24 protein-coding genes are annotated in these 25,467 nt (G+C 70.7%); 2 read left to right on the plus strand and 22 right to left on the minus strand.

Features of this window, described 5'->3' with window-relative positions; translation table 11 throughout:
* Nucleotide 1 precedes the first annotated feature (1 nt).
* Both INQ48_18930 and INQ48_18935 read right to left on the minus strand, forming a co-directional pair.
* Nucleotides 2–661 carry a biliverdin-producing heme oxygenase gene (locus INQ48_18930; GenBank protein QRF60798.1) on the minus strand — a complete coding sequence of 220 codons (660 nt, stop codon included), beginning with the start codon at nt 659–661 and terminating at the stop codon, nt 2–4.
* Nucleotides 658–1,047, minus strand: a complete 390-nt coding sequence (locus INQ48_18935) for a response regulator transcription factor (GenBank protein ID QRF55470.1) — start codon at nt 1,045–1,047, stop codon at nt 658–660. The genes INQ48_18930 and INQ48_18935 overlap by 4 nt, the downstream gene beginning before the upstream one ends.
* A 167-nt stretch (nt 1,048–1,214) precedes the next feature.
* Here INQ48_18935 and INQ48_18940 point away from each other — a divergent pair, with 167 nt between their 5' ends.
* Nucleotides 1,215–1,946, plus strand: a complete 732-nt coding sequence (locus tag INQ48_18940; protein QRF55471.1) for an ABC transporter substrate-binding protein — start codon at nt 1,215–1,217, stop codon at nt 1,944–1,946.
* 99 nt (nt 1,947–2,045) lie between these two features.
* On the opposite strand, the gene INQ48_18945 is transcribed toward INQ48_18940, so the two are convergent.
* The 20 genes from INQ48_18945 to alaS form a co-directional block, all read right to left on the minus strand.
* Complete coding sequence (locus tag INQ48_18945; protein ID QRF55472.1) at nt 2,046–3,371, minus strand: MFS transporter; 1,326 nt, start codon at nt 3,369–3,371, stop codon at nt 2,046–2,048.
* Between the two features lie 25 nt (nt 3,372–3,396).
* Nucleotides 3,397–4,503, minus strand: coding sequence for a porin (locus INQ48_18950; protein QRF55473.1), 1,107 nt, complete (start codon nt 4,501–4,503; stop codon nt 3,397–3,399).
* Between the two features lie 45 nt (nt 4,504–4,548).
* Nucleotides 4,549–5,517 (minus strand): oxidoreductase, encoded by a 969-nt coding sequence (locus tag INQ48_18955; protein ID QRF55474.1) that lies wholly within the window; start codon nt 5,515–5,517, stop codon nt 4,549–4,551.
* Nucleotides 5,518–5,534: 17 nt separating this feature from the next.
* The gene (locus INQ48_18960; GenBank protein ID QRF55475.1) at nt 5,535–6,581 is read right to left on the minus strand and encodes an aromatic ring-hydroxylating dioxygenase subunit alpha; all 1,047 of its coding nucleotides are present in this window, start codon (nt 6,579–6,581) and stop codon (nt 5,535–5,537) included.
* Between the two features lie 10 nt (nt 6,582–6,591).
* Nucleotides 6,592–6,813 carry a hypothetical protein gene (locus INQ48_18965; protein ID QRF55476.1) on the minus strand — a complete coding sequence of 74 codons (222 nt, stop codon included), beginning with the start codon at nt 6,811–6,813 and terminating at the stop codon, nt 6,592–6,594.
* A gap of 29 nt (nt 6,814–6,842) precedes the next feature.
* The gene (locus INQ48_18970; protein ID QRF55477.1) at nt 6,843–8,012 is read right to left on the minus strand and encodes an FAD-dependent monooxygenase; all 1,170 of its coding nucleotides are present in this window, start codon (nt 8,010–8,012) and stop codon (nt 6,843–6,845) included.
* 31 nt (nt 8,013–8,043) lie between these two features.
* Complete coding sequence (locus INQ48_18975; protein QRF55478.1) at nt 8,044–9,030, minus strand: tripartite tricarboxylate transporter substrate binding protein; 987 nt, start codon at nt 9,028–9,030, stop codon at nt 8,044–8,046.
* A gap of 14 nt (nt 9,031–9,044) precedes the next feature.
* Complete coding sequence (locus INQ48_18980) at nt 9,045–10,016, minus strand: VOC family protein (GenBank protein QRF55479.1); 972 nt, start codon at nt 10,014–10,016, stop codon at nt 9,045–9,047.
* 13 nt (nt 10,017–10,029) lie between these two features.
* Nucleotides 10,030–11,505, minus strand: a complete 1,476-nt coding sequence (locus INQ48_18985) for an aldehyde dehydrogenase (GenBank protein QRF55480.1) — start codon at nt 11,503–11,505, stop codon at nt 10,030–10,032.
* Between the two features lie 8 nt (nt 11,506–11,513).
* Nucleotides 11,514–12,311, minus strand: coding sequence for an aspartate dehydrogenase (locus INQ48_18990; protein QRF55481.1), 798 nt, complete (start codon nt 12,309–12,311; stop codon nt 11,514–11,516).
* Between the two features lie 32 nt (nt 12,312–12,343).
* Nucleotides 12,344–14,050 (minus strand): thiamine pyrophosphate-binding protein, encoded by a 1,707-nt coding sequence (locus INQ48_18995; protein ID QRF55482.1) that lies wholly within the window; start codon nt 14,048–14,050, stop codon nt 12,344–12,346.
* A complete protein-coding gene (locus INQ48_19000; GenBank protein QRF55483.1) occupies nt 14,043–14,882 on the minus strand; it encodes an SDR family oxidoreductase in 840 nt (279 codons plus the stop codon). The genes INQ48_18995 and INQ48_19000 overlap by 8 nt, the downstream gene beginning before the upstream one ends.
* 5 nt (nt 14,883–14,887) lie before the next feature.
* Nucleotides 14,888–15,724, minus strand: coding sequence for an IclR family transcriptional regulator (locus tag INQ48_19005; GenBank protein QRF55484.1), 837 nt, complete (start codon nt 15,722–15,724; stop codon nt 14,888–14,890).
* A 40-nt stretch (nt 15,725–15,764) separates the two neighbouring features.
* Nucleotides 15,765–16,622 carry an alpha/beta fold hydrolase gene (locus INQ48_19010; protein ID QRF60799.1) on the minus strand — a complete coding sequence of 286 codons (858 nt, stop codon included), beginning with the start codon at nt 16,620–16,622 and terminating at the stop codon, nt 15,765–15,767.
* A gap of 11 nt (nt 16,623–16,633) precedes the next feature.
* On the minus strand, nt 16,634–17,182 hold the full coding sequence (locus tag INQ48_19015) for a cupin domain-containing protein (protein QRF55485.1): 549 nt from the start codon (nt 17,180–17,182) through the stop codon (nt 16,634–16,636).
* Between the two features lie 33 nt (nt 17,183–17,215).
* The gene (locus INQ48_19020; GenBank protein ID QRF55486.1) at nt 17,216–18,031 is read right to left on the minus strand and encodes an SDR family oxidoreductase; all 816 of its coding nucleotides are present in this window, start codon (nt 18,029–18,031) and stop codon (nt 17,216–17,218) included.
* A 7-nt stretch (nt 18,032–18,038) separates the two neighbouring features.
* Nucleotides 18,039–19,022 carry a tripartite tricarboxylate transporter substrate binding protein gene (locus tag INQ48_19025; protein ID QRF55487.1) on the minus strand — a complete coding sequence of 328 codons (984 nt, stop codon included), beginning with the start codon at nt 19,020–19,022 and terminating at the stop codon, nt 18,039–18,041.
* Between the two features lie 188 nt (nt 19,023–19,210).
* Nucleotides 19,211–20,467, minus strand: a complete 1,257-nt coding sequence (locus INQ48_19030; GenBank protein QRF55488.1) for a D-amino acid dehydrogenase — start codon at nt 20,465–20,467, stop codon at nt 19,211–19,213.
* A gap of 52 nt (nt 20,468–20,519) precedes the next feature.
* The gene (locus INQ48_19035; GenBank protein ID QRF55489.1) at nt 20,520–21,536 is read right to left on the minus strand and encodes a 2-dehydropantoate 2-reductase; all 1,017 of its coding nucleotides are present in this window, start codon (nt 21,534–21,536) and stop codon (nt 20,520–20,522) included.
* A 19-nt stretch (nt 21,537–21,555) separates the two neighbouring features.
* The gene (gene alaS / locus INQ48_19040; GenBank protein ID QRF55490.1) at nt 21,556–24,180 is read right to left on the minus strand and encodes an alanine--tRNA ligase; all 2,625 of its coding nucleotides are present in this window, start codon (nt 24,178–24,180) and stop codon (nt 21,556–21,558) included.
* A gap of 299 nt (nt 24,181–24,479) precedes the next feature.
* Here alaS and INQ48_19045 point away from each other — a divergent pair, with 299 nt between their 5' ends.
* Complete coding sequence (locus tag INQ48_19045) at nt 24,480–25,304, plus strand: ferritin-like domain-containing protein (protein ID QRF55491.1); 825 nt, start codon at nt 24,480–24,482, stop codon at nt 25,302–25,304.
* Nucleotides 25,305–25,467: the final 163 nt, after the last annotated feature.

Raw genomic sequence — 25,467 nt, forward strand, 5'->3', positions numbered from 1 at the left:
CCTACGTGGCGTGAAGGCTGGGGTCGCGGCTTGGAGACGGCGCGGTTCCGCCGTCGCGCGCGAGACCGAAGCACGGCATCAGCGCCTCGAAGCCCGCCACCGCGCCGCGCTGCGCCGACCGGACGGCGGCCGCATCGCGCAGTGCCTCGCCGAGCTGGGCGACGAAATGGCGCCAGTGCGCGGGCGTGCCGTCCTCGGCGCCGACCGGCGCGAAGTAGCGCATCGGATGCGGCGCGAGCCGCGGCGCCAGCCGGCGGTGCATGACGCTGCCGCCCAGGCGTGAGCCTTCGACCACATAGGCCAGGCCCCAGGCGAAGCCGGGGTCGGTGGCCTGCGCGGCGAGCGCGCCCGTGTCGGGCGGTGCGGGCAGCGTGGCCGGCCCGGCGGCCTGCGCGTCGCGCAGGTCGAGTTCGAGCGCCTCGAGCCGCAACCCGAGCTGCCGCGCCACCGCCTCGAGCGCCGCCACGCCCGAGCCCGCGAGCGCGGTACGCACCGCGCCCAGCCAGGGCCGCAGCGCGCGCAGGTGCGCGGCATAGTCGGCCAGCGTGGCCTCGTCGCCGCCGATGCGCAGCTGGCTGTCGAGCGCATGGTGCAGGTCGCGCGTGGCCTCGCGCAGCGGCTGCAGCGCGACCGAGGCGGCCGGCCGGGGCGCCGCCATCAGCGGGCGCCCGGGGCCTCGACCCCGAGTCCGGCGCAGAACGAGAAGAAGTCGTCGAGCCCGGCCGACTTGTCGAACACCGCGTCGGCGCCGAGCTCGCGCGCCCAGCCCGCGATGTCGTCGGTGCCGTAGTTGGTCAGCACCACCACGCGCTGGCCGGCGCGGCGCTCGCGGTAGCGCTTGACGATGCCCAGGCCCGAACCCTCCTCGAGGAACAGGTCGACCACCAGCAGCTCCCACGGCGGGTCGCAGGCGTCGAGCCGCTCGATGGCCTCGGCCTCGGTGGCGGCCGTGCCGACCAGCAGGATGTCGGCTTCATCCTCCATGGCGGCGATGAGGTTGTGGCGGATGAGGGGGTTGTCTTCGACGAGAAAGGTGGAGATCGGCACGATGGGCGACAGCCTGGCAGCTATTTTTCTTGGGATACCCGAAGCCTACGCGATGAGGCTGAAAGTCCGGTGAGTGAGAACCTGTAGGCGCAGTAGGAATTTCGGCCGCGCCCGTAAACTCCGGGGGCCACGCCCCGGCGCCCGCGCGCCCTCCCCGACGCACTGCCATGACCCAGATCTCCCCCGCCCTCGTCACCGCCTTCGCGCCCAGCGGCACGCTGCGCGCCTCGATCAACCTCGGCAATCCGATCCTGGCCAACAAGCACCCGGTGAGCTACCAGCCCGTGGGCGTGTCGATCGACCTGGCCCACGAATTCGCGCGCCGCCTCGGCGTGGGCGTGGAGCTGGTGGTGTTCGACAAGGCCGCGGCCTCGGTCGACGCGGTGAAGGCCGAGCGCGCCGACATCGGCTTCTTCGCGATCGATCCGGCGCGCAGCGAGGGCCTGCGCTTCACCGCGCCCTATGTGCTGATCGAGGGCAGCTACCTGGTGCGCGACGGCTCCGAGCTGCAGGACAACGCGCAGGTCGACGAGGCCGGCCACCGCATCGCGGTCGGCGCGGGCAGCGCCTACGACCTGTTCCTCACGCGCGAGATCCACCAGGCCGAACTCGTGCGCGTGCAGGGCGCGCAGGCCGTGCTCTCGGCGCTGCGCGCGGGCCAGGTCGACGTGGCCGCCGGCATCCGCCAGCTGCTCGAGACCGAGGTGCGGCGCTCCTCGGGCGTGCGCCTGCTGCCGGGCCGCTTCATGGTGATCCAGCAGGCCATGGGCACGCCGGCCAGCCGCGGCGCCGAGGCCCAGGCGCTGCTCGCGGCCTTCGTGGAAGAGATGAAGTCCAGCGGCTTCGTGGCCGAGGCGCTGCAGCGCCATGGCATCGAGGGCGCGAGCGTCGCGCCCTGAAGCTGCCGCGCGCTCGATCGACGAGAAACCGTTCGGGCTGAGCCCGTCGAAGCCTTGCGCGGCGCTTCGACAAGCTCGGCGTGAACGGTTCTCTGCGGCTCAGGACACCCGGGAAGAAACCCCGTCCAGTCCTTCCACCGCCCGCGGCATCCGGTCGCGCCGCCACAGCGCCAGCCCGCAGCCGAACACCACCACCTGCGTGCCGATCAAGAGCGCGAAGCCCGCGAAGAAGCCCGCGGCCGATCCGCCGCCCGCGCCATGGCCCGCCGCGCCGGCCGACGAGAGCGCGCCGATCACCCCGCCCATCAGCACCGGCATGAAGCCGGCCACCAGGCTGCCCACGCCGTTGGTCACGCCGAAGGCGCTGGCCGTGTGCTCGGGCCGCGCGCAGTGCTGCACCGTGCTCGGGATCGCCGGGCTCTGCAGGCCCCAGAAGAAGTTCGCCGCCACCAGGCAGCAGGCCGCCACGTAGGGATCGTGCGCGCTGATCGCCAGCAGCACCGACAGCGCCACGCCCGCGCTGGCGCCCATGAAGATGAAGGGCACGCGCGCGCGCCCCAGCCGGTCGACCAGCACGCCGCCGACGAAGACCGCGAGCACGGTCGCGTACTGCGGCAGCGAGGCCAGCCAGCCCATCTCGCGCAGCGAGAAGCCGCGCGCCTCGCGCAGGTAGGTCGGCAGCCAGTTGCTGCTGCCCCAGAGGTAGGCCAGCGCGGCCGAGGTCAGCAGCGTGATCAGGAACAGGTGGCGCGTGTGCAGCGCGCCCTTCACGATGCCGCCCACGCGCGCCATCGCGTCGCCGAAGGACTTCGGCGCTATCGCATCGCCCTGCCCGGCCGGCATGCGCACGAAGGCCAGCACCAGCGGAATGCCCAGCACGATGTTGAGCACGCCCAGCACGTGGAACGAGCTGTCCCAGGCGTACTGCGCGAGCAGCCAGCCCACGAGCGGGAAACCCAGCGCCAGCCCGAGCCCGGTGCCCATGTTGACGATGGCGTTGGGCTTGCCGTTCTCGTCGCCGCGGAAATGCGCCTTGATGTAGGACGAGGCCAGCGAGAACAGCGGCCCTTCCGACACGCCCAGCAGCGCGCGCGAGGCCAGCAGCAGCCCGTAGCTGTGGAACAGCGGCGAGGCCCAGGTCACCACGCCCCATAACACGAGGCCATAGATCAGGCTGCGCCGCACGCCGAACAGCGCCGAGCAGAATGGCGTGAGCACGAAGGCCGAGATGCCGTAGCCCAGCATGAAGGCCGTCGCGAGGAAGCCCTGGCGCACCCGGTCGTCCGGCGCGATGCCCACATGGCGCAGGAAGTCGGCGTCGGTGATCAGCACCGCGATGTTGATGCGGTCCACGTAGGAGATCGCGACGATCAGGAACAGCGTGATCACGCCGTACCAGCGGAGGTTCTTGCTCTGGCTTCGCATGGGATTTCCGGGCGCGCTCGCCCTCTCAGAACATGTGGCGCATGCCGAACTCGGTGCCGCTCGAGGACCGGTTCGGCGCCGTGATCGCGCCCGTGAGGGCCGCGGCCGCGCCGTTGCTGTTGCTGATGCGCGCCACGGTCGCGTAGAGCGCGGTGCGCTTCGACAGGTTGTGCACGTAGCCCAGCGCGAGCTTCGACGAGGTGGGATTGCGCAGCGCACCGAAGGGCTCGAGCCGGTAGCGCGCATACGAGCCCTTGATCTCGCCCGGCCCGATCGGCAGGTGGAAGCCGATCAGCGCGCCCTTGGCATCGGCGGAGCCCTTCGACTCGCTGTAGAGCTCGCCCGTGAGCTTGAAATTCATCAGCGACGGGCCGAAGGTGTAGGAGGCGCCGAGATTGGTCACGCGCAGGTCGCCGCTCGCGTAGCGCGTCTTGCCTGTGGCCAGCGCGATGTTGAAGCCGCCGTCGGCATAGCCCAGGCGCAGGCCCGCATGGTTGCCGTCGCGCTTGTTCGACACCAGCGTCCCCGGCAGCACCGAGGTCGACTCGTTCTCGCCCATCGCGTACATCACCTGGCCATAGAAGCCGCCGAGGCCGCCCGGCAGCAGGTAGCCCACGCTGTTGGAAGCACGCGTGCCGGTCGGCGCGGTGAGGCCGCCCAGCCCCGAGAAGTACAGCTGGTTGGCGCCGATGCCGCCGCCGGTGCCGAAGGGGTCGTAGATCGCGGTGTTCCAGAACGCCGGCACGTAGTCGCGGCCCAGGCGGATCTCGCCGAACGGCCCCGCGAGGCTCACGGTGGCGCGGCGGTTGAAGCTCAGCACGCCCGGCGTGCCGTTGCCGCTGGCCTGGTTGTTCGAGTTCGACGGAAAGCCCAGCGCGCTGTCGTTCTGCAGCCCCATCTCGAGCCAGAAGCTCGCCGACAGCCCGCCGCCGAGGTCCTCGGTGCCGCGAAAGCCGAGCCGGCTGAACATGTTGCCGCTGTTCGTGAGCTGCGTCTTGCTGCCCGCGCCGGGCCCGCTGCCGCGCGTGTAGGTGACGGCGGCGTCGACCACGCCGAAGATCGTGAGGGAGGATTGGGCCAGCGCTCCGCCAGCCGCGCTGATCGAAACCAGCGTGAGCAAGTACTTTTTCATGGAATGTCTCGGGTGGTTCTTCTTTCGGCCGGGGCCTTCGGGGGATCAGATGTCCAGGACCAGACGCGCGCCCTTGCAGCGCGACACGCAGATCATCATGGTCTTGTTGGCCGCGCGTTCGGCCTTGGTGAGGATGCCGTCGTGGTGCTCGACCTCGCCCTCGAGCACGGCCGTCTCGCAGGCGCCGCACACGCCTTCCTTGCAGCTGTGGTCGGGGTCGAGACCGGCATCGATCAGGCTGTCGAGGATCGACTTGCCCGCGGGCACCTCGATCTCGCGCTGGCTCTTCGCGCAGGCCACCACGCAACTCTGCGTGGCGGCCGGTGCCTCCACCTGCACGGCGGCGAAGCGCTCGATGTGCACGTTGGCATAGGCCAGTTGCTCGCAGCTGCGTTCGAAGGCATCGAGCATCGGCGTGGGCCCGCAGCAGTAGTAGTGGCTGTCGTCGCCGCGCCCGGCCAGCAGCTTCGCGAGATCGGGCGGCGCGCCCTGCTCGTCGTCGAAGTGCCAGCTCAGTTCGATGGCCTTCTCGCGCGCCAGCGCCTCGATGGCCTCGACGAAGGCCGCTTCCTTGCGGCTGCGCGCGCAATAGACCAGTTCGACCGGCCGCCCGAGCGACGCGAGCCGCTGCAGCATGCACCAGATGGGCGTGACGCCGATGCCGCCGGCCACCAGCACCGAGCGCCGAGCGTCCTCCTCGAGCGCGAAGTTGTTGCGCGGCGCCGAGATCGGCAGGGTCATGCCCACGCGCAATTGCTGGTGCACGTAGCGCGAGCCACCGCGGCTCTTGCGGTCGTTGAGCACGCCCACCACGTAGCGCTGGCGCTCGCTGGCCGGGTTGCACAGCGAATAGCTGCGCACCAGGCCGTTGGGCAGGTGCAGGTCGATGTGCGAGCCGGCCTCGAAGGCGGGAAACTCCACCGCGGGCGTGGCCGGCCGGAACTCGACGCTCACGATGCCGTCGGCCTCGTAGCGCATCGTGTGCACGAGGGCGTTCAGCGTGGGGGAAGACATGGCGATCGCTTCCTCGCTCAGGCGGCGACCGGCTCTGCCGCTTCCGCGAGCTGCGCCACCGCCAGGTTGCGCATGTGGCGGCGCAGCCGCACGATGCCCAGGTCGTGCTGGTAGAGGTTCTCGTGCTGGTTGGCGTCGGCCTCCATCTCCTCGAGCATCACGCGGTCCTGCTCGAGCACGTGCCAGTGGCGCGCCTCGAGCCGGTTGCGGTAGAGGAAGCGCCAGGTGTCGCGCTGCCAGCCCGGTGCCAGCTTGCGCACGCGCCAGAAGAAGGTGGCGGTCATGCCCTTCACGATCGGCGCGAAGGCGCCGACGATGATGAAGTTGCCGCCCGGGCCGCCGGTCTTCGGATACGGGATTTCCAGCCGCATCCAGTGGATGCCGGTGTCGGCCCACTCGGTCCAGTCGAAGTTGACGTTGCGCTGGCCTTCCTTCTCGAACACGAAACCGATGTCGGTCGGCCGGATGCCGAACTTGGCGCTCGAGTCGCCCTCGGCCATCGAGTGCGACTGCTTGTGCAGGTAGGTGCCGTGCATCGGGTCCATCACGTTGTCGAGCACGTAGCGGTAGTCGCCCTTCCACTCGGTGTAGCAGAGGAAGCTCGAATACTCGGCGTCGTCGGTCAGCTGCTCGGGCAGCACCAGCGGCGGCGGCGTGTCGACCGGCTCCTTCGCGTTGTAGAGGAACACCGCACCGGCTCGCTCCTGCACGTGGAAGTGGCGCGTGGCCTTCGAGCCCTCGAGCTTGCAGCCCGGGCTGCCGGGCACGCGCGTGACCACGCCGTCGTGCCGCACCTCCACGCCGTGGTAGGGGCACGAGAGCCGGTCGCCGAGCACCACGCCCTGCGACAGCGGCGCGCCTCGGTGCGGGCAGCGGTCCTCGAGCGCATGCAGCACGCCCCCGCCGTCGCGCCACAGCGCGAGCTTGCGGCCCAGGCGGCGCAGCGAGACGGGGTTCTCCTGGATGAAGTGCGAGGGGCAGATCGGATACCAGAGGTCCTTGAGGCCGATCTCGAGCAGGTGGTCGACCGGGTCGGCCGGAGCGGGTTGGATGGCGATGCTCATGGGTGTCTCCTCAGCTGGCCAGCGTGGCCATTTCCTTGCGGTACAGCGCCTCGGTCCAGGCCAGGCCGCCGGGCGTGGCCAGGCCGCTGTCGTTGAGCCGCTGCACCAGCCCGGGCAGGTCGTGGATGCCGTCGGCGAAGGCGCGCTCGATCACGTCGCCCAGCAGGTCTTCGTAGGTGGTGGCCGGGCGCTGGCGCGCCTGGTGCGGTTGCAGGTAGCGGTCTTGTGGCATGGGGTCCTCCGTGGGTGAGGTGGAATTCTTCAAACGGTCGCGGCCATCGCGGCCAGCGCTGGCGTGGCCAGCGGCGCGGTCCAGGCGTCGTAGCCGTAGACCCAGTCGGCGTTGCCGCCCTCGCGCAGCCAGTTGTTGCCGCGCGAGCCGAGCTGCACCTGGCTCGCGCGCTCGATGCGGGCGGTCTCGAAGTCGGCCAGCGCGGCGGCGATGCCGTCCATCGCCACGCCCTCGAGATGGCGCGCGAGCACCACCGCATCCTCGATCGCCATGCCCGCGCCCTGCGCCATGAAGGGCAGCATCGGATGCGCGGCATCGCCGATCAGCGCCATGCGCCCCTGCGCCCAGGCGGGCATCGGGTCGCGTTCGTAGAGCGCGGTCTTGAGCACCGTGTCGCAGGCGTCGAGCAGCGCGCGCGCCTCGGGGTGGTAGGCCGTGTACTGCGCGCGCAGCTCGTCCACGTCGCCGGGCGCGGTCCAGGATTCGAGCTGCCAGCTGTCCTGCGGCGTGGTCGCGAAGATGAAGATGTCGCGGCCGCGGTTGAGCGGGAAGGTGACGATCTGGCTCTGCGGATTCGGCCCCCACCACTTGGTGAAGGCGCCGAGGTTCGGCAGGCCGGCCACGCGTTCGGACGGCACCACGGCGCGGTAGGCCACGATGCCGGTGAAGCGCGGGCTCTCGGCGCCGAACATGGCGTTGCGCACGCAGGAGTGGATGCCGTCGGCGCCGATCAGCGCGCCCACGCGGGCCTCGCTGCCGTCGGTGAAGGAGATCGTCACGCCGCCCTCGTCGGCCGCGATGCGCTCGGCGCGTCGGGCCAACGCCACGCGCTCGGCCGGGAACATCTGGGCCAGCGCGGCCAGCAGGTCGGCGCGATGGATCGTGAGCTGCGGTGCGCCGTAGCGTGCCTCGGCCGATTCGGCCATCTCGAGGCGCGAGGTCTCCGCGCCGCTGTCGTAGGTACGGCTGATGCGGTGCGAGGGTCGCGCGGCGGTCACGCGGGCCGCCTCGCCGGCGCCGAGGCCGTCGAGCGCGCGCACCGCGTTGGGCGTGAGGTTGATGTCGGCGCCGACGCGCGCGAACTGCTTCGCCTGCTCGAACACGACCACGTCGTGGCCGGCGCGGCGCAGCGCGATGGCGGCGGCCAGGCCGCCGATGCCGGCGCCGACGATGCCGAGGGTGGATTCGCTGGTGTTCATGGGTGTGTGTCTCTTCTCTCTTGTTCGCGGCTCATTCGGCCACGATGTTTCGCGCCTTGACGATGCGGGCCCAGACGGCCGTCTCGTCGCGGATGTGGGTGGCGAACTCGGCCGGCTTCATCGCGGCGGCGGTCATGCCCTGCGCCTTCAGGCGCTCGCGCACCTCGGGCTGGGCCAGGATCTCGGCCGCGTCCTTCGCGAGCTGGTCGACCACCGCCGCCGGCGTGCCGCGCGGCGCCATCAGGCCGTACCACGAGGTCACGGCCACGCCCTGGATGCCCTGCTCCGCCAAGGTGGGGATGTCGGGCGCGGCGGGGCTGCGCACGGCCTCGGTCACGCCGAGCGCGATCAGCTTGCCGTTGCCGATGAAAGGCAGCGTCGCGGGCAGGTTGCTGAACATCAGCGGCACCGAGCCGCCGAGCACGTCGTTGAGCGCGGGTGGCGTGCCCTTGTAGGGCACGTGCAGCAGGTCGATGCCGGCCTGCTGCTTGAACAGCTCGCCCGCCAGGTGCAGCCCGCTGCCCACGCCGGGCGAGGCATAAGACAGCGTGCCGGGCCTGGCCTTGGCCTGCGCCACCAGCTCCTTCACGCTCTTGATGCCCGAGGCCGGCGATGCCACGAGCACGTTGGGCGCCTTGGCCAGCATGGTGATCGGCACGAAGTCCTTCTGCATGTCGAACGGGAAGTTCGGCATCAGCGCGGGATTGATCGTGACGTTGCCGGCCGGGATCACCATCAGCGTGTGGCCGTCGCCCTTGGCGCGCTTGACCTTCTCCATGCCGATGTTGCCGGCCGCGCCGACCTGGTTGTCGACCACGGCCGCTTGCCCATAGCGCTTGGCGAGGCTGTCGGACAGCATGCGCGCCAGCGTGTCGACCGGCCCGCCCGGCGGGAACGGCGAGACGATGGTGAAGCGCTCGGTGGCCAGTTGCTTGTGCACATCGCTTTGCGCGGCCGCGGGCAAGGCGACGGCGGCGAGCGCCGCGAACAGCAGGGAGAGGGAGAAGCGTCGTTGCATGGTGATCGGACCCCTCATTTCTTCTCGGTGAGGAAGGCGCCCTTCGGCCCTTCCGCGTTCTTCTGCCGCCGCGTGTGGCCGTCGAGGCCGCCATCGACCGCCCATTCGGCGAACACCGTCGGCCCCGGCTCGAACTCGCGCGGCTGCCAGTCGGCCGTGAGCTGGTCCTCGTCGGCGTAGTACTCGATCAGGCCGCCGGCCGGGTTCTTGAAGTACCAGAAGTAGGCCGAGGAGACCGGGTGCCGGCCCGGGCCGAGCTGCGTGTCCCAGCCCTGGCGCGAGAAGTGCAGGCCGCCGCCGAACACCTCGTGGATGTCGCGCACGGTGAAGGCCACGTGGTTGAGCCCGCGCTTGCCCGAGGGGATCTGCAGCAGGAACAGGTCGTGGTGGCCGCCTTCGGGCGCGCAGCGCATGAAGGCGCCGCGGTTCGGATAGCTGTCGGAGCCGACGAAGCCGAAGCGCTCGGCATAGAAGGCGCTCGTGGCCTTCACGTCGCTGACGAAGAACACCACGTGGCCGACCTCGATCGGCGTCGCGCGCTCGTAGATCGGCGCCGGCCGGTTGAGGCGCGGCTTGGCGTTCCAGGTGTTCATCGCGCCGCAGTCGACCTCGACGGCATGCTTGCGGCTGACCTGCAGGCGCACGGCCAGGCCGTTGGGATCGATGCAGCCGATGCGGCGCGCGCCGTCGATGCTGGCGTCGAAGAAGCCCGGATCGTTCGCGATGGCCGCGGCATAGCGCTCGAGGTCGGCCTCGCTCTCCACGCCCCACACCACCTCGCGCAGCGTCGGGCCCTCCTCCATCGCGGGCGGCAGGTTCGCGTCGTCCAACGCCGCAACGACGACCCGGCAGCCGTTGAGGCACTCGAAGACGAGTTCGCCGGGCGCCTCGGACTTCAGCGCGAGGCCCCAGTCCTCGAAGAAGCGGCGGCAGGTGGGCAGGTCGTCCGCCCCGTAAGTGATCTGGTCGATGCCTAGAACGCTCATGGTGTGGCCCTGTTCAGTTCGCCCACGCGAGCGGTTGTTCGTTGGTGCCCCAGTACATGCTCTTCTGCTCCATGTACTGGAAGATGCCTTCGCGGCCCTTCTCGCGGCCCAGGCCGCTGTCGCGCCAGCCGCCGAAGGGCGTGGAGACCGAGAACTGCTTGTAGGTGTTGACCCAGACCGTGCCGGCCTGCACCGCGCGGCCGAGCTTCCAGGCGCGCTTGAAGTCGCGGCTCCACACGCCCGCCGCCAGCGCATAGACGCTGTCGTTGGCCTGCGCGATCAGCGAGGCCTCGTCGTCGAAGGGCATCGCGACCAGCACCGGGCCGAAGATCTCCTCCTGGCTGGTGCGCGCGCGGTTGTCCAGGCCTTCGATGATGGTCGGGCGGTAGAAGTAGCCGCTGTCGCAGCCGGCGCCCTGCGGGCGCACGCCGCCGGTGCGGATGCGGCCGCCCTCGGACACGCCGAGCTCGACGTAGCGCTCGATGCCCTCGCGGTGCTTCGCCGTGATCAGCGGGCCCATCTGCGTGCGCTCCGAGGCCGGGTCGCCCACGCGCAGCGCGTTCGCGCCCTCGGCCAGCCGCGTGAGGAACTCGTCGTAGATGCCGCGCGCCACGAACAGGCGCGAGCCCGCGATGCACGATTCGCCCGACGAGCTGAAGATGCCGTAGAGCACGCCGTTGACCGCATGGTCGAGGTCCGCGTCCTCGAGCACCATGGTCGGCGACTTGCCGCCGAGCTCGAGCGACACCGGCATCATCTTGTCGGCCGCGATGTGGGCGATGTGCTTGCCGGTGATGGTGCCGCCGGTGAAGGACACGCGCTTGACCAGCGGATGCTTCGTGATCGCATCGCCGATCACCGAGCCCCGGCCCGGCAGCACGCTGACGATGCCCCTGGGCACGCCGGCCTGTTCGCAGATGCGCGCGAGCTCGAGCGCCATCAGCGGCGTGACCTCGGCGGGCTTCACCACCACCGCGTTGCCGGCCGCCAGCGCGGGCGCGAGCTTCTGCGCCTCGCTCGCGATCGGCGAGTTCCACGGCGTGATCGCCGCAACCACGCCCATGGGCTCGTGCACGCTCATCGTGACGAAGGCGCCGCGCGACGGGGTGATGCTTTCCTCCAGCGTCTCGAGCGCGGCCGCGAAGAACTGGAAGGTGCCCGCGGCGCTCGCCACGAGGTTGCGCGTCTCGTTGATCGGCTTGCCGTTGTCGAGGCGCTGCTTCTGCGCCAGCGACTCGGCCTCGTCGCGGATCAGCTGCGCCACGCGGTGCAGCACGCTGGCGCGCTCGTGCGGCAGGCGCTGGGCCCAGCCGCTGGTGCGGAAGGCCCGGTCGGCGCCCGCGATGGCCTCCTCGACGTCGGCCAGGCTCGCGGCGCGCAGGCGCGCGATCGGTTCGCCGGTGGCCGGGTACAGGCTCTCGTAGATGTCGCCGCCGCCCAGGCGCCATTCGCCGGCGATGCAGATCGGAAGAAGTTCGGAAGAAATCATGGGATGGCTCAGATGGCGAGCGCCGCGACGCGGTTGCGCAGCGCGCGCACGGCGCTGTAGACGGTCAGCGCGGAGGTCTTGGGATTGGCCGCGAGCGGCTTGTTGCGCATGGTCAGCTCGAAGCTGCCGAAGGCGCCCTCGGCTTCGACGGTGTGCACGTTCTCGGCGGTGGCCGGATCGGCGATCAGCCGCACCTGCGTGCGGTCGAGCCCCAGCCCCGCGAGCGAGACGGTGGCCGCCACGTTGGCGTTCTTCGGATAGAGCAAGGCCGCCTCGCGCGCGCTGCCCTCGAAGATGACGGTGGCCTGCGCCAGCGCATCGAGATCGCGGCCCTGCTCGGCCGGCGTGCCCTTCCAGGCCTTCGGCGGCTTGCGGCCGGTGTAGCGCACGCTGGCCAGGCCGCCGATGCGGGCGGCGGCGAGCGCGTCGATCGCGCCGATGGCGCCCGGAATCAGTTGCACCTGGGTGCGGCCCGCGACGGCCGCGGCCTCGAGCCGTTCGGCGAAGCCTGCCGCCGACAGCGCGCCCACCGAGGCGACCACGCAGGGCGTGCCGCGTTCCAGCGCCGGCAGCACGTGCTGCTCGATGGCCGCATGGCCCGCGGTCTCGACCACGAGGTCGATGCCTTCTGCCGGCACCGCGGCGAGCACCCGCGCGCCGGGCGCGGCCTGGCGCGCGGCCTCGGCGCCGTCGGCCGGCACGACGACGGTCGTCACCTTCAGGGCCGGGTCGTCGCGCAGCAGTTCGAGCACCGCGGTGCCGATGGCGCCGCAGCCGACCAGGGCGATGCGCGTGGGGGCGGTCATGGATCGGGCCTCGCTCGCTGTCACTTTGACTGTCACTTGGCCGTGCCGAGCGCGGGAATCTGCGTGACCGTGTTGGTCGGCGGGCCCGCGAAGCTGGTCTTGAAGCCGCCGATCGACAGCATGTCGATCTCGAGCAGGAAGGGACCGTCGGTGGACAGCGCCTCGTCCAGGCGCGCGGGCAGCTCGGCCAGGTCCTTCACGCGCGCATGCGGCAGCGCGATCGACCGGCACAGCAGTTCGTAGTCGGGCGTGTGCAGCTCGGCATAGCACTGGCGGCCGCCGTACTGCGCGTCCTGGATGTTCTTGATCACGCCGTAGCTCTGGTCGTTCATCAGCACGATGGCCATCGGCGCCTTCTCCTGCACCATGCAGGCCAGCTCGCCGAGGTTGAGGATGAAGCCGCCGTCGCCGGCCAGGCAGAAGGTCTTGCGGCCCGAACCGGTGACCGCGGCACCGATGGCCGCGCCGATCGCCATCGGCATGCCCTGCCCGATACCGCCGCCCGTGGCATGCACGCCGGCGCTCGGTTCGAAGATGCGCAGCTCGCGGTTGCCCCAGGTGCTGTTGGAAACCGTCACGTCGCGCACCCAGTTGAACTCGCGGCCGGCCGCCGACTGCAGGCGGCGCACGAGTTCGGCATAGGGCCCGAGGCCGTCGCGCAGCGTCGCCACCGCCTGGTCGTGCGCGGCGCGCAGGTCGACCAGCAGCTGCGGATCGGCGCGATAGCCGGCCGCCTCGAGGCGATCGGCCAGGCCCTCGAGCGCGAGCGCCGAGTCGCCGCAGACGAAGGCCTCGGAGGCATAGCAGCGGCCTTCGGCGGCCGCGTCGGCATCGATGCGGTAGAGCGGGCGCGGCAGCTTGAGTTCGTACTTGAGCGTCTCGTTGCCGCGCAGCCGCGAGCCGACGACCAGCAGCGCATCGCAGCTCTGGTAGAAGGCCTCGACCGGCTTCTGGATGTTGTAGGCGCCGAGCGAGCCGGCATCGTCCTCGGGCACGGTGCCGCGGCCCTGCGTGGTCGTGACCACGCCGAAGCCCAGCTTCTGCAGCCGCTGGATCGCGGCGCGGGCATGGCGCGCGCCGCCGCCGATCCACAGCAGCGGGCGCTTCGCGGCGGCGAGCCGCGCGGCCAGCGCATCGAGCCCGGCTGCCGAGGGCACGGCGCGCTCGATCGGCAGCGGCGACAGGTCGGCCGGCATGGTGGTCAGCGCCGACTGGATGTCGATCGGGATCTCCACGCTGACCGGGCCGGTGGGCGCCGTCAGCGCGAGCTGCACCGCGCGCTTGAGCGTGCCGAGCACGGTCTCGACGCTGCGCACGCGCAGCGCCGCCTTCGACACCGCCTTGAGCATGGTGAGCTGGTCGGGCGCTTCGTGGATGTACGACATGCCCTTGTCGATGTAGGGCGTCTCGATCTGCCCCGTGATGTGCAGGAGCGGCGCGCCGGCGGTCAGCGCCTCGACCAGGCTGCCCGCGATGTTGCCCGCGGCCGGGCCGGTGCTGGTGATGCACACGCCCAGGCTCGCGGTGGAGCGTGCATAGGCGTCGGCCATGTTGCCCGCGCCGGCCTCGCCGCGCGCCGAGACGAAGCGGATCGTGCCGCGCTGCGCGAAGGCGTCGAGGATCGGCATGTTGTGGATCGAGATCACGCCGAAGGCGGCCTTGACGCCACACTGCTCGAGGAAGGCGGCGACGACCGCGCCCACGGTCACGGGGCTGTTGTTGTTCTGGGGGTTATGCATGGCGGGAGTGGCCTCCGGAGATGTCGATATGGCTGCCCGTCGTGTAGGAAGCGAGGGGGGAAGCGAGGAACAAGATCGCGCGCGCGGCTTCGGTCGGAAGCCCCAGGCGACCCAGCGGGATGTGTTTGGTCTTGGCGAGCTGGCCGCTCCAGGCGCCCCAGTCCTGCGACTTGTCTTCGCGCGCCTCGAAGCGGCGGCGCCACTGGCCCGACTCGACCAGGCCGATCAGGATGCCGTTGACGCGCACGCCCTGCGGCGCGAACTCGGTCGCCATCGAGCGCACCAGGTTCAAGAGGCCCGCGCGCGCGGCCGAGGTCGCGACCATGTGCGGCTCGGGCTGGCGCGCCAGCAGCGAGTTGGCGCAGACGATGGCGGCATCGCCGAGCACGGCGCGCTGCGCCGCGAGCTGCGGCAGGAAGGCGCGCGTGGGATGGATCACGGAGAAGAACTTCAGGTGCAGCTCCTGCGTCCACGCCTCGTCGTCGGTGTCGGCGAAGGTCGAGACCCGGCCCTGCCCCGCGTTGTTGACGAGCATCGAGGCCGGGCCGAGCGCGGCCTCGCTGGCGGCCGCGAAGGCGCGCACCGCGGCGGCATCGAGCACGTCGCAGGGCTGCGCGAACAGCCGCGCCGCGGGAAAGCGCGCGCGCAGGCCGGCCACGGCGCCATCGAGTCGCTCGGCATTGCGGCCGCACAGCGCGACCGCGGCGCCGCAGGCCAGCAGCAGCTCGACCGTGGCCAGGCCGATGCCCGACGACCCGCCCGTGACCACGGCCACGCGGCCGGCCAGCGCATCGGTGGCGAAGAAGAAGGAGGAGGAAGAAGAAGCGGCCATGGATCTCAGGCGCTGCGCAGCGGCACCACCTTGGCGGCGCGCGCGGGCGAATAGTTGAGCAGGCCCGAGATCTCGTCGGCCGTGCCGCGCACGCGCTGCACCATCTCGTCCATGCGGTTCTCGTCGATGTGGCCCGAGGTGATGGTGGCGCCCAGCGCCGCCACGATGTGGCCGCCGTGGTCGCGCACCGGCGCGGCGATGGTCGAGATGTTCGATTCGAAGAAGCCCTCGCCGAGCACGTAGCCGCGCTGGCGGTCGGCCTGCACCATGTCGAACAGCTCGTTGACGGTCTTCGGCGTGCTCGGCGAGAAGGTCTCGAGCTTGTCCTCGGGATAGAGGGCGCGCAGCTGCGGCAGAGTCAGGTCCTCCAGCAGGATGCGGCCCAGCACCGTGGCATGGGCCGGCAGCCGCGTGCCCACGGTGACCGAGCTCGCGAAGGGCGTGGGCGGCGCGACCTTGGCGACGTAGACGATCGAGCGGCCATCGCGCACCACCAGGTTGCAGGGCGTGCGCAGCTCCTCGCAGAGGCGGTTGAGCAGCGGCGTGCCGAGCTGCGTGAGCTCGAGCGAGGCCAGGTATTCGAAGCCCAGGCGCAGCACGGCCAGGCCCAGGCGGTAGTCGCGCCCACCCTCGGCGCGCTCGAGAAAGCCCATGTTCTCGAGCGTGGTGAGCAGGCGGAACACGGTCGAGCGCGGCAGGTCGAAGCGGCGCGCCAGCTCGGGCGCCGAGAGCGTGCGGCTCTCGCGGCTGAACTCGCACAGCACGCGCAGTCCGCGCTCGAGCGCGGGCACGTTGTAGCGGTCCGCGCCCTCTTCCATCGCGTCGTTGTCGTTGGTGGCCATGTCTCTGGGTTCCTTCCTTGGGTATCGGGGTGGTGGGCGCTCAGCGGGCGAGCGATTCGCGCAGCAGCGCGGCGACGGCCCGCGGTTGCTCCACGTAGCCGGCGTGGCCCGCATCGTCCACCAATTCGAGCGCCACGCCGCAGCGCCGCGCCACGTCCTCGCAGGCCGCGGGCGGCGTGACGGCATCGAGCGCGCCGCAGGCCACGCGCACCGGCATCGGCGGCGGCAGCTCGGCCAGCAGGTCGGCGTTGCAGAGCAGCTCGACGGCCTGGCGGTAGCCGCGGTCGTTGAGGCGCGCCATGTTCCAGCGCACCCATTGGCGCGCGGGCTCGCTAGCGTTGTCGGACAGCAACCGGCCCGCGCGCTGCGCGGCCATGCCGGCGATGCCGAGCTGGTCTAGCGTGGCGAGCCGTTCGGCACGCACCTTGGCGCGCGCCTCCGCGCGCTGCGCGGCGCCGTAGCCGATCGCGGGGCTGACCAGCAGCAGCCGGCGGATGCGCGCATCGCGGCGCGCGGCCGCGGCGGCGACGATCGCGCCGAGCGAATGGCCGAGCAGCAGGCAGCTGTCGATCGCCAGCGCATCGAGCAAGGCACTCAGGCGCGCCGCGTAGTCGGCGGCCGTCGGTGCATCGGCCTCGAGCGGCGTCGATGCGCCGTAGCCCGGGGCGTCCCAGGCGATCAGGCGCGCCTCGGGCGCGAGCAGCTCGGCGACCTCGAGCCACGAGGCCGCGCCCGAGCCGATGCCATGCAGGCAGACGATCGCCGGGCCCTGCCCGCGTTCGCGCACCGACACCACGGCACCGCCCGCGACCGCGACCTCGCGGGCCGCGAAGCGCGCGTCGAGCCGCGCCAGCTCGGAAGCGGGCGGCATCGAGGCCTGGATGTCGGTGGTCTGCATGGCCGTCGCGCTCAACGCTTGATCCTGGCCAGCGGGTGGTCGGCCGGATAGGTCGGCGTCACCGGCTTCTTGGCGCCGAGCATCACGCACATCAGCGCGTCCTCGTCGCCGATGTTGATCTCCTCGCGGTAGACGCCGGGCGGCACCGAGATCAGGTCGCGGTCGGTCATGATGGTCTCGAAGCGCTCGCCGTCCTTCTCGATCACCACCTTGAGCTTGCCGCGGATCAGGAAGAACACTTCCTCCACGTCGGTGTGCAGGTGCGGCGGGCCTTCGTGGCCGGCCGGGATCACCATGGTCGAGAAGGTGAAGTGCTCGGCCGGCACGGTGTTGACGTCCTTGGCGACGCCGGTGCCGCCCGTGCCCACGTAGCGCATCTGGGCGCGGCGGTACTTGGGATCGAAGTCGGCCTGGAACTTCAGCGCGTCCCAGTCGTACTTGCGGGTCGAATAGCGCGCGATGCGGCTGTCCATCCATTCGGCGAGGCTGCTGCCTTCGGGCTGCGCCAGGCTGCTGGTGCCGGCATCGTTGATCTTTTGCTGTTCGGACAGATCGCTCATGGTGTGGGACTCCTGGGTCGAAAAGGAAGGGTTTCAGTGCATCGCGAAGCCGCCGTTGACGGCCAGCAGCTGGCCGGTCACGAAGCGCGCGAGGCCGGAGAGCAGGAACACGGTGGCGCCGCAGACGTCGGCCGCCTGCTGTTCGCGCGGGATGGCGCGGCCCTCGAGGTATTTCTGGTGGCGCGCCATCGGCACGTACTCGGTGGCCTCGACCAGCGTGAGGCCGGGCGCCACGGCGTTGACGGTGATGCCGTCGCCGCCCCATTCGCGCGCCAGCGAGCGCGTCATGGAGATCACCGCGCCCTTGCTCGAGGCATAGGCCAGCAGGTTGGGCGCGCCCCACAGCGCGGTGTCGGAGGCGAGGTTGACGACGGCGCCGCGGCCGCTGTCGGCCAGCGCCGCTCGGCAGGCGCGGCCCATGAGCCAGCTGCCGCGCACGTTGACGGCCATCACGCGGTCCCACATGTCGATCTCGAGCTGGTGCGCGTCGCGGCCGCCCGAGTTGGTGATGGCGGCGTTGTTGACCAGGCCGTCGAGCCCGCCGAGCAGCCGGATCGCCTCGGCGGCGCCCGCCTCGATCGAGGCGGGGTTCGCGAGGTCGATGGCCAGCGCATGCGCCTGGCGGCCGGCGTCGCGCAGCGCCTTCGCTTCGCTTTCGGCCTGCTCGCCGAGGATGTCGGCCAGCACCACGCCGGCACCGGCCGCGGCGATGCACTGCGCGAACGCGAGGCCGAGGCCGCGCGCGCCGCCGGTGACGAGCACGCGGCGGCCGGCCAGCAGGTTGGCCGGCAGTTCGGCCAGCAGCGCCTGCAGGCTGGCGGGATCGGCGGTGGTCTTGAGTTCGGTCATGGGGTGTTCAGTCGGCCTGGATGCCGAGCTCCTTGATGACCTTGCCGAAGCGCGCGTAGTCGGCGGCGTTGGTCTTGCCGAGCACCTCGGCCTCGCCGCCCACCGGCGTGGTGCCGAGCACGGCCATGCGCGAGACGATCTCGGGCATGCGAAGGATCTCGTTGAAGTGGCCGTTGAGCGTCTTCACGATCTCGGGCGGCAGGTTGCGCGGGCCCCAGAGGCCGTTCCAGGCCGTCACCTCGACGTCCTTGTAGCCCTGCTCGGCCAGCGTGGGCACGTTGGGCGCGAGCGGCGTGCGCTGGGCCGAGGCCACGGCCAGCGCGCGCAGCTTGCCGTTGGCGAAGTACGGCGCCACCGGGCCCAGCGTGATGAAGGTGACGGGCACGTGGCCGCCGAGCACGTCGTTGACCGCCGGCGCCACGCCCTTGTAGGGCACGTGCGCGAGGCTGGCGCCCGAGGCGCGCGCGAACATCTCGCCGAGGATGTGCATCGGAGAGCCGCTGCCCGGGCTCGCGTAGCCGAGCGGTTTGCCGGGCTTGGCCGCGGCCACCGCGTCCTTCAGGCTCGCGAAGCCGCTGCCGGCGCCGGCCACCAGGAACAGCGGCTGGCTGCCGGTCTGCACGATCGGCGTGAAGCCCGCGAGCACGTCGTAGCCCGAGGTGCCGCCGGTCTTGAGCACCAGTTGCGCGATCGAGAAGGTGCTGGGCGCGAGCAGCAGCGTGTAGCCGTCGGGCGCGGCCTTCGACACGAAGGCGCTGCCGATGATGCCGCTGGCGCCGGGCCGGTTGTCGACCAGCACCGGCTGGCCGACGCGCGTGGCGAGCTTCTCGGCGAACAGCCGCGCGAGCGCGTCGGTGTCGCCGCCGGCCGGGTAGGCGACCACCAGCGTGATCGGCTTGGCCGGATAGGCGTCGGCCCAGGCGAGGCCGGTGGCGCTGGCGGCGGCCGCGCAGACGGCGACGGCGAGAGCAAGGCGGCGAGTGAGGGACATGGGTTCGTGGAGTTCGGTGGATCGCTGTTTGTTTTACTAATGAAACAACGATTTATTAATGGAACGCCACGAAGGATAACGAACGAGACAGCTTGATGACTAGGTAGAAACCCTAGTCGGCTTTGCCCATGCAAAAACAGGGCGGCTCCTTCCGGAACCGCCCTGCCCGTGCGTGGCACCGGTGCCGCTCAGCCGCCGTAGCGCGCGACCGTCAGCCCGTCCATGTCGATCTCGGGTGCGCGGGCGCCGACCAGGTCGGCCATCAGGCGGCCGGTGCCGGCCGCCATGGTCCAGCCCAGCGTGCCGTGGCCCGTGCTCAGCAGCAGGTTCGGCAGGCGGCAGGCGCCGATCATGGGCGTGCCGTCGGGTGTCATCGGGCGCAGGCCGGTCCAGAAGCTGGCCGTGCCCACGTCGCCGCCGCGCGGGAACAGATCGGTCACCACGTGCTCGAGCGTGTCGCGCCGGCCGGCATCGAGGCGCAGGTCGAAGCCCGAGAGCTGGGCCGTGCCGCCGACGCGGATGCGCTCGCCGAGCCGGGTCACGGCGACCTTGAAGGTCTCGTCCATCACGGTGGATTCGGGCGCGCCCGCCGGGTCGGCGATCGGCACCGTGATCGAGAAGCCCTTGACCGGGTACACCGGCAGGTCGATGCCCAGCGGCCTGGCGAGCGCGGGCGAGTAGCTGCCGAGCGCGAGCACGTAGCGGTCGGCCATGAAGCGCCCGGCGTCGGTGCGCACCGCGGTCACGCCGCCGCCGTCGTGCTCGATGGCGTCGATGTTCACGCCGAAGCGGAAGCTGGCGCCATGGCCCTCGGCCAGCACCGCAAGCGCCTGCGTGAACTTGAAGCAATCGCCGGTCTCGTCGCCCGGCAGCCGCAGGCCGCCGACGAACTTCTCGCGCACCGCGGCCAGCGCGGGTTCGTACGCCACGCAGCCGTCGCGGTCGAGCAACTGGTAGGGCACACCCGAGGCCTTGAGCACCTCGACGTCCTTGGCGCTGCCGTCGAGCTGCTGCTGGCTGCGAAACAGCTGCAGCGTGCCCTGCATGCGCTCGTCGTAGGCGATGCCGGTATCGGCGCGCAGCGCCTTCAGGCAGTCGCGGCTGTATTCGGCCAGCCGCACCATGCGCGCCTTGTTGACCTCGTAGCGCGCCTGCGTGCAGTTGCGCAGCATCGCGAGCCCCCAGCGCCACATGGCGGGGTCGAGCATCGGCTTGATGACCAGCGGGCTGTGCTGCATCAGCATCCACTTGACGGCCTTCCGCGGCACGCCGGGCCCGGCCCAGGGCGCCGAATAGCCGGGCGAGACCTCGCCCGCGTTGGCGAAGCTGGTTTCGAGCGCGGGCGCCGGCTGGCGCTCGAGCACCGTCACCTCGTGGCCGTCGCGCGCCAGGTAATAAGCCACCGAGGTGCCGATGACACCGCTGCCCAGGACCAGAACCCGCATCGAAGACCTCCCGCTGCCGAAGCCGGCATGTCGCGAGGGTACAGCGGCCGACTTAGAGCTTCAAAGCGTCCTGCAACTGCCGTGCCGAGAAGCGCTGGCGCGCCTCGGGCCAGGCCTCGAGCAGTTCGACCATGCGCGCATTGCGCGGTGCCTCGAGCCCGCAGGCCTCGGCCAGCCGCACGATCTCGCCGCTGAGCGCATCGATCTCGGTGCGCCGGCCGAGCGCGAGATCGTCGGCCATGCTCGAGCGCGCGTTGGCATCGATGCGCAGCATGCGCGCGGCGACGATGCGAAACAGCCAGTCGGGCAGCCGCAGCAGCCCCGGCAGCCGGCGCGGCGGCACGGCCGTGACCTGGGCTGGCGCGATGCCGGCCTGGCGCAGCACGCGCAGGCCCTCGTCCATCAGCGCCGCGAAGCAGCGCCGGTAGCCGCGCTGCATCAGCTGCTCGCGCAGCGGCAGGCCCGACAGCGCATTGACCGGGTTGTTGAGGTTGATCAGCAGCTTGCCCCACTGGATCGGCCGCAGGTCGGCATGCAGGTCGAGCGGCACGCCCGCGCGCTCGAACACCGGCAGCCAGGGCCGCAGCGCCGCGTCGTCGCGCGCCGCGAGCCGGCCCGGCGTGCCGCGATGGAAGGCGCCGGGGCCGAGCTCGGCGACGTTGTAGGGCACCATCGCCGGCACCACGTTGAGCGTGGGACCGGCCTCGGACGCGACCGCGGCATTCGACACGCCGTTCTGCAGCGAGACCACCAGCGTGCCCGCGGGCAGCGAGAAGGCCAGTTCGGCCGCGGCCTCGGCGGTGGCGCCGCTCTTGACGCAAAGCAGCACCAGCGCGGGCTTGATGCCGCTCGGGACCCGGTCGACCAGGTGCAGGCCGGCGGCCGGCAGATGGTGCTTGCGGCCTTCGAGATCGGTCAGCGCCAGGCCCTGCGCGGCCAGCGCCTGCAGCACGCGCGCACGCCCGACGAAGGTGACCGGCGCGCCGGCCGCCGCGAGGCTGCCGCCGACGAAGCAGCCGATGGTGCCCGCGCCCATCACGAGGACTTCGCCGGGCACCGTGTCGGTCATCGCGACGGTTTCCGCGGGGTCAGAGGCGTTCGGTCACCCAGGCCTGCACCGATTGCAGCGCCGCGGGCAGCGCCGCGGCATCGGTGCCGCCGGCCATCGCCAGGTCGGGCTTGCCGCCGCCCTTGCCACCCACCTGCTGGGCCACGAAGTTGACGAGCTCGCCGGCCTTGACCTTGCCCATCGCGTCGGCCGTGACGCCGGCCGCGAGCTGCACCTTGGCGCCGTCGACCGCGGCCAGCACGATGGCGGCGCTCTTGAGCTTGTCCTTGAGCTTGTCCATGGTGTCGCGCAGCGTCTTGGCATCGGCGCCGTCGAGCTTGGCGGCCAGCACCTTCACGCCCTTGACCTCGATGGCCTGCGCCAGCAGCTCGTCGCCCTTGGACGAGGCGAGCTTGCCCTTGAGCGAACCGACCTCGCGCTCGAGCGCCTTGACCTGCTCGAGCACCTGGGCCAGGCGGCCCTGCAGCTCGGCGGCCGGCGCCTTGAGCGTGGCGGCCGCGCTGTGCACGGTGGATTCGAGGTCCTGCAGATAGGCCAGCGCATTGGCGCCGGTGATGGCTTCCACGCGGCGCACGCCGGCGGCCACGCCGCCTTCGCCCACGATCTTGAACAGGCCGATGTCGCCGGTGCGCGCCACGTGCGTACCGCCGCAAAGCTCGCGGCTCGAGCCGATGTCGAGCACGCGCACGGTCTCGCCGTACTTCTCGCCGAACAGCATCGTCGCGCCGGTCTTCTGGGCCGATTCCATGTCCATCACGCGCGCCTGCGTGGCCGCGTTGGCGAGGATCTCGGCATTCACGCGCTGCTCGATCTCGAGGATCTGCTCGCGCGTGACCGGTGCGTTGTGCGCGAAGTCGAAGCGCGTCTTGTCGGCATCGACCAGCGAGCCCTTCTGCTGCACATGGCCGCCGAGCACCTCGCGCAGCGCCTTGTGCATCAGGTGGGTGACCGAGTGGTTGCGCATGGTGGCGGCACGGCGCGCGCCGTCGACCGCGGCCTTGACGCTGTCGCCGACCTTGAGCGTGCCCTGGGTCTGCGTGCCGTGGTGGCCGTAGACGTCGGCCTTGATCTTGAGCGTGTCCTCGACGCCGAACTGCACGCCTTCGGCCGAGATGAAGCCCTGGTCGCCGACCTGGCCGCCGCTCTCGGCATAGAACGGGGTGGTGTCGAGCACCACGATGCCGCTCTGGCCTTCCTTGAGCTCCTGCACGGCCGAGCCTTCGAGGTACAGGGCCAGCACCTTGGCCGCTTCCTCGAGGTGTTCGTAGCCGGTGAAGACGTTGCCCGCGCCGCTGTATTCGACCGCGCGCTCCATCTTGAACTTGCCGCCCGCGCGGCCGGCTTCCTTCTGGCGCCGCATCGCGTCGTTGAAGCCGGCCTCGTCGACCTGCACGTCGCGCTCGCGGCAGACGTCCTGCGTCAGGTCGAGCGGGAAGCCGTAGGTGTCGTGCAGCTTGAAGGCCACGTCGCCCGGCAGCGTCTTCACGCCGCCGGCCAGCGCCGTGTCGAGGATTTCCATGCCGATCGCCAGCGTCTCGAAGAAGCGCTCTTCCTCGGCCTTGAGCGTGTCGGTGATCTGCTTCTCGTCGGCCACCAGCTTCGGATAGGCCTCGCCCATCAGGCGCGCGAGGTCGGGCACCAGCTTGTGGAAGAAGGGCTTCTTCTGGCCCAGCTTGTAGCCGTGGCGGATCGCGCGGCGGATGATGCGCCGCTGCACGTAGCCGCGGCCCTCGTTCGAGGGGATCACGCCGTCGGCCACCAGGAAGGCGGTGGCGCGGATGTGGTCGGCGATCACCTTGAGCGAGTTGTTGAGCAGGTCCTTCTCGCCGGTCTCGCGCGCGGCGGCCTTGATCAGCGCGTCGAAGATGTCGATCTCGTAGTTGCTGTGCACGTGCTGCAGGATCGCCGCCAGGCGTTCGAGGCCCATGCCGGTGTCGACGCACGGCGCGGGCAGCTTGACGACGCTGCCGTCGGGCTGCATGTCGAACTGCATGAACACGTGGTTCCAGATCTCGATGAAGCGGTCGCCGTCTTCCTCGGGGCTGCCCGGGGGGCCGCCGGGGATGTGCGGGCCGTGGTCGTAGAAGATCTCGGAGCACGGGCCGCAGGGGCCGGTGTCGGCCATCATCCAGAAGTTGTCGGACTTGTACTTGCCGCCCTTGTTGTCGCCGATGCGGATCACGCGCTCGGGCGGCAGACCGATTTCCTTGGTCCAGATGTCGAAGGCCTCGTCGTCCTCGTGGTAGACGGTGGCCAGCAGGCGCTCGGGCGGCAGCTTGAAGACCTGCGTGAGCAGCTCCCAGCCCCAGTGCAGCGATTCGCGCTTGAAGTAGTCGCCGAAGCTCCAGTTGCCCAGCATCTCGAAGAAGGTGTGGTGGCGCGCGGTGTAGCCCACGTTCTCGAGGTCGTTGTGCTTGCCGCCGGCGCGCAGGCAGGCCTGGACCGAGGCGGCACGCACGTAGGGACGCTTGTCTTCGCCGAGGAACACGTCCTTGAACTGCACCATGCCCGAGTTGGTGAACATCAGCGTCGGGTCGTTGCCCGGCACCAGCGGGCTCGAGGCCACCACCGTGTGGCCCTTGGAGGCGAAGAAATCGAGAAAGGTCTTGCGGATGTCCGCGACAGTGAATGTGGGCTGGCTCATCTTTGGATTCGTCTTCTGTCGAGGGCGGCGCGGCGATGGCGACCCTCATGTCGAACCCACTGCGGCGAACCGGCCTAACTGCTTGATTTGCTTGAACAATCGATTATAGGTTTGGCGCCCGCCGGGCGGTCCGCCCCGATGCAATCCCCCGCCCCGGCCCGGGCGCCCCCCGGCGCGGCCCGCGCTGCACGGCCACGGCCACGGGGCTAATATGTGCGCTGACGCGAATCCGGGGACCGACGAGAACCAAAAGCGGCCGGCCTCCTCCTATTCATCTGGACATGAATCAAGGAACACGCATGGCAAGCCACGAGGCGGAAGCGCACTGGACGATCGAAGACCTCGACTTCTCCCGCATCGCACTCGACCGGGTGCGTTCGGACGAAAACCTCTTCTACCTGGTGGCCGCCGCCTCCTTCATCGAAAGCGGATCGGACCTCTACACCCACAACCTGGTCGATTTCTTTCGTGGCGATGAGGAAGTCACCGCCTGGCTCACCACCCAGTGGGAACAGGAAGAACTGCAGCACGGCAAGGCGCTGCGCGCCTACGTCGAGTACGTCTGGCCCGAGTTCCCCTGGGAGCAGGCCTACCGCGGCTTCCTCGAGGAGTACGCCACCTACTGCAAGGTCGAGCTGCTGGCGCCCACGCGCGGCCTCGAGATGAGCGCGCGCTGCGTGGTCGAGACCGGCACCGCCACCTACTACAAGGCCATGGCGCGCAGCACCGACGAGCCCGTGCTGCACGACCTCGCAACCCGCATCGCGACCGACGAGGTCAACCACTACAAGCACTTCTACCGCTTCTTCCGCCGCTACCGCGAGCAGGAGGGGCTGAGCCGTTTCCGCGTGCTCGGCACCATCGGCCGGCGCACGCTGGAACTCAAGAGCGAGGACGCCGACTGCGCGATCCGCCACGTGGTGCGCGCGCGCTCGCCCGAGCGCGCCGACGATGCCGTCTACGTGCGCGGCCTCGGCGCCACCATGAACCGCACCATCCGCACCCACCTGAGCCCGGGCGCCACGCTCAAGATGCTGATGCGTCCGCTCGAGCTGCCCGCGCGCGTGCAGACGGTGGTGCAGTACCCGATCCAGCAGTTCATGCAGCACGTGTTCCTGCGCTGAGGCGCGGTGCATGCGGGCCCGCGCGGCCATCCATTCACGACAGCGAATAAGGGAGAACGAGCATGCCGCCGTCGGCATGAAATTGACGCACGTCAAGAGTTTTTGAGGCGAACGCTCCGACAGTGGAAACCGTTTCGGAAGCCCTCCACGCGAAGGCTCCGAG

It is taken from the genome of Variovorax paradoxus, assembly GCA_016806145.1.
Classification (GTDB): Bacteria; Pseudomonadota; Gammaproteobacteria; order Burkholderiales; family Burkholderiaceae_C; genus Variovorax.

What these genes read in the sequence shown, in the direction of transcription:
- INQ48_19010 (QRF60799.1), bottom strand. Translation starts at nt 16,622, where the DNA reads ATGCAGACCACCGACATCCAGGCCTCGATGCCGCCCGCTTCCGAGCTG.
- INQ48_19035 (QRF55489.1), bottom strand. Translation starts at nt 21,536, where the DNA reads ATGACCGACACGGTGCCCGGCGAAGTCCTCGTGATGGGCGCGGGCACC.
- INQ48_18950 (QRF55473.1), bottom strand. Translation starts at nt 4,503, where the DNA reads ATGAAAAAGTACTTGCTCACGCTGGTTTCGATCAGCGCGGCTGGCGGA.
- INQ48_19000 (QRF55483.1), bottom strand. Translation starts at nt 14,882, where the DNA reads ATGGCCGCTTCTTCTTCCTCCTCCTTCTTCTTCGCCACCGATGCGCTG.
- INQ48_19005 (QRF55484.1), bottom strand. Translation starts at nt 15,724, where the DNA reads ATGGCCACCAACGACAACGACGCGATGGAAGAGGGCGCGGACCGCTAC.
- INQ48_18970 (QRF55477.1), bottom strand. Translation starts at nt 8,012, where the DNA reads ATGAACACCAGCGAATCCACCCTCGGCATCGTCGGCGCCGGCATCGGC.
- INQ48_18990 (QRF55481.1), bottom strand. Translation starts at nt 12,311, where the DNA reads ATGACCGCCCCCACGCGCATCGCCCTGGTCGGCTGCGGCGCCATCGGC.
- INQ48_19020 (QRF55486.1), bottom strand. Translation starts at nt 18,031, where the DNA reads ATGACCGAACTCAAGACCACCGCCGATCCCGCCAGCCTGCAGGCGCTG.
- INQ48_18975 (QRF55478.1), bottom strand. Translation starts at nt 9,030, where the DNA reads ATGCAACGACGCTTCTCCCTCTCCCTGCTGTTCGCGGCGCTCGCCGCC.
- INQ48_18965 (QRF55476.1), bottom strand. Translation starts at nt 6,813, where the DNA reads ATGCCACAAGACCGCTACCTGCAACCGCACCAGGCGCGCCAGCGCCCG.
- INQ48_18945 (QRF55472.1), bottom strand. Translation starts at nt 3,371, where the DNA reads ATGCGAAGCCAGAGCAAGAACCTCCGCTGGTACGGCGTGATCACGCTG.
- INQ48_18960 (QRF55475.1), bottom strand. Translation starts at nt 6,581, where the DNA reads ATGAGCATCGCCATCCAACCCGCTCCGGCCGACCCGGTCGACCACCTG.
- INQ48_19015 (QRF55485.1), bottom strand. Translation starts at nt 17,182, where the DNA reads ATGAGCGATCTGTCCGAACAGCAAAAGATCAACGATGCCGGCACCAGC.
- INQ48_18955 (QRF55474.1), bottom strand. Translation starts at nt 5,517, where the DNA reads ATGTCTTCCCCCACGCTGAACGCCCTCGTGCACACGATGCGCTACGAG.
- INQ48_18995 (QRF55482.1), bottom strand. Translation starts at nt 14,050, where the DNA reads ATGCATAACCCCCAGAACAACAACAGCCCCGTGACCGTGGGCGCGGTC.
- INQ48_18940 (QRF55471.1), top strand. Translation starts at nt 1,215, where the DNA reads ATGACCCAGATCTCCCCCGCCCTCGTCACCGCCTTCGCGCCCAGCGGC.
- INQ48_19030 (QRF55488.1), bottom strand. Translation starts at nt 20,467, where the DNA reads ATGCGGGTTCTGGTCCTGGGCAGCGGTGTCATCGGCACCTCGGTGGCT.
- INQ48_18980 (QRF55479.1), bottom strand. Translation starts at nt 10,016, where the DNA reads ATGAGCGTTCTAGGCATCGACCAGATCACTTACGGGGCGGACGACCTG.
- INQ48_18985 (QRF55480.1), bottom strand. Translation starts at nt 11,505, where the DNA reads ATGATTTCTTCCGAACTTCTTCCGATCTGCATCGCCGGCGAATGGCGC.
- alaS (QRF55490.1), bottom strand. Translation starts at nt 24,180, where the DNA reads ATGAGCCAGCCCACATTCACTGTCGCGGACATCCGCAAGACCTTTCTC.
- INQ48_19045 (QRF55491.1), top strand. Translation starts at nt 24,480, where the DNA reads ATGGCAAGCCACGAGGCGGAAGCGCACTGGACGATCGAAGACCTCGAC.
- INQ48_19025 (QRF55487.1), bottom strand. Translation starts at nt 19,022, where the DNA reads ATGTCCCTCACTCGCCGCCTTGCTCTCGCCGTCGCCGTCTGCGCGGCC.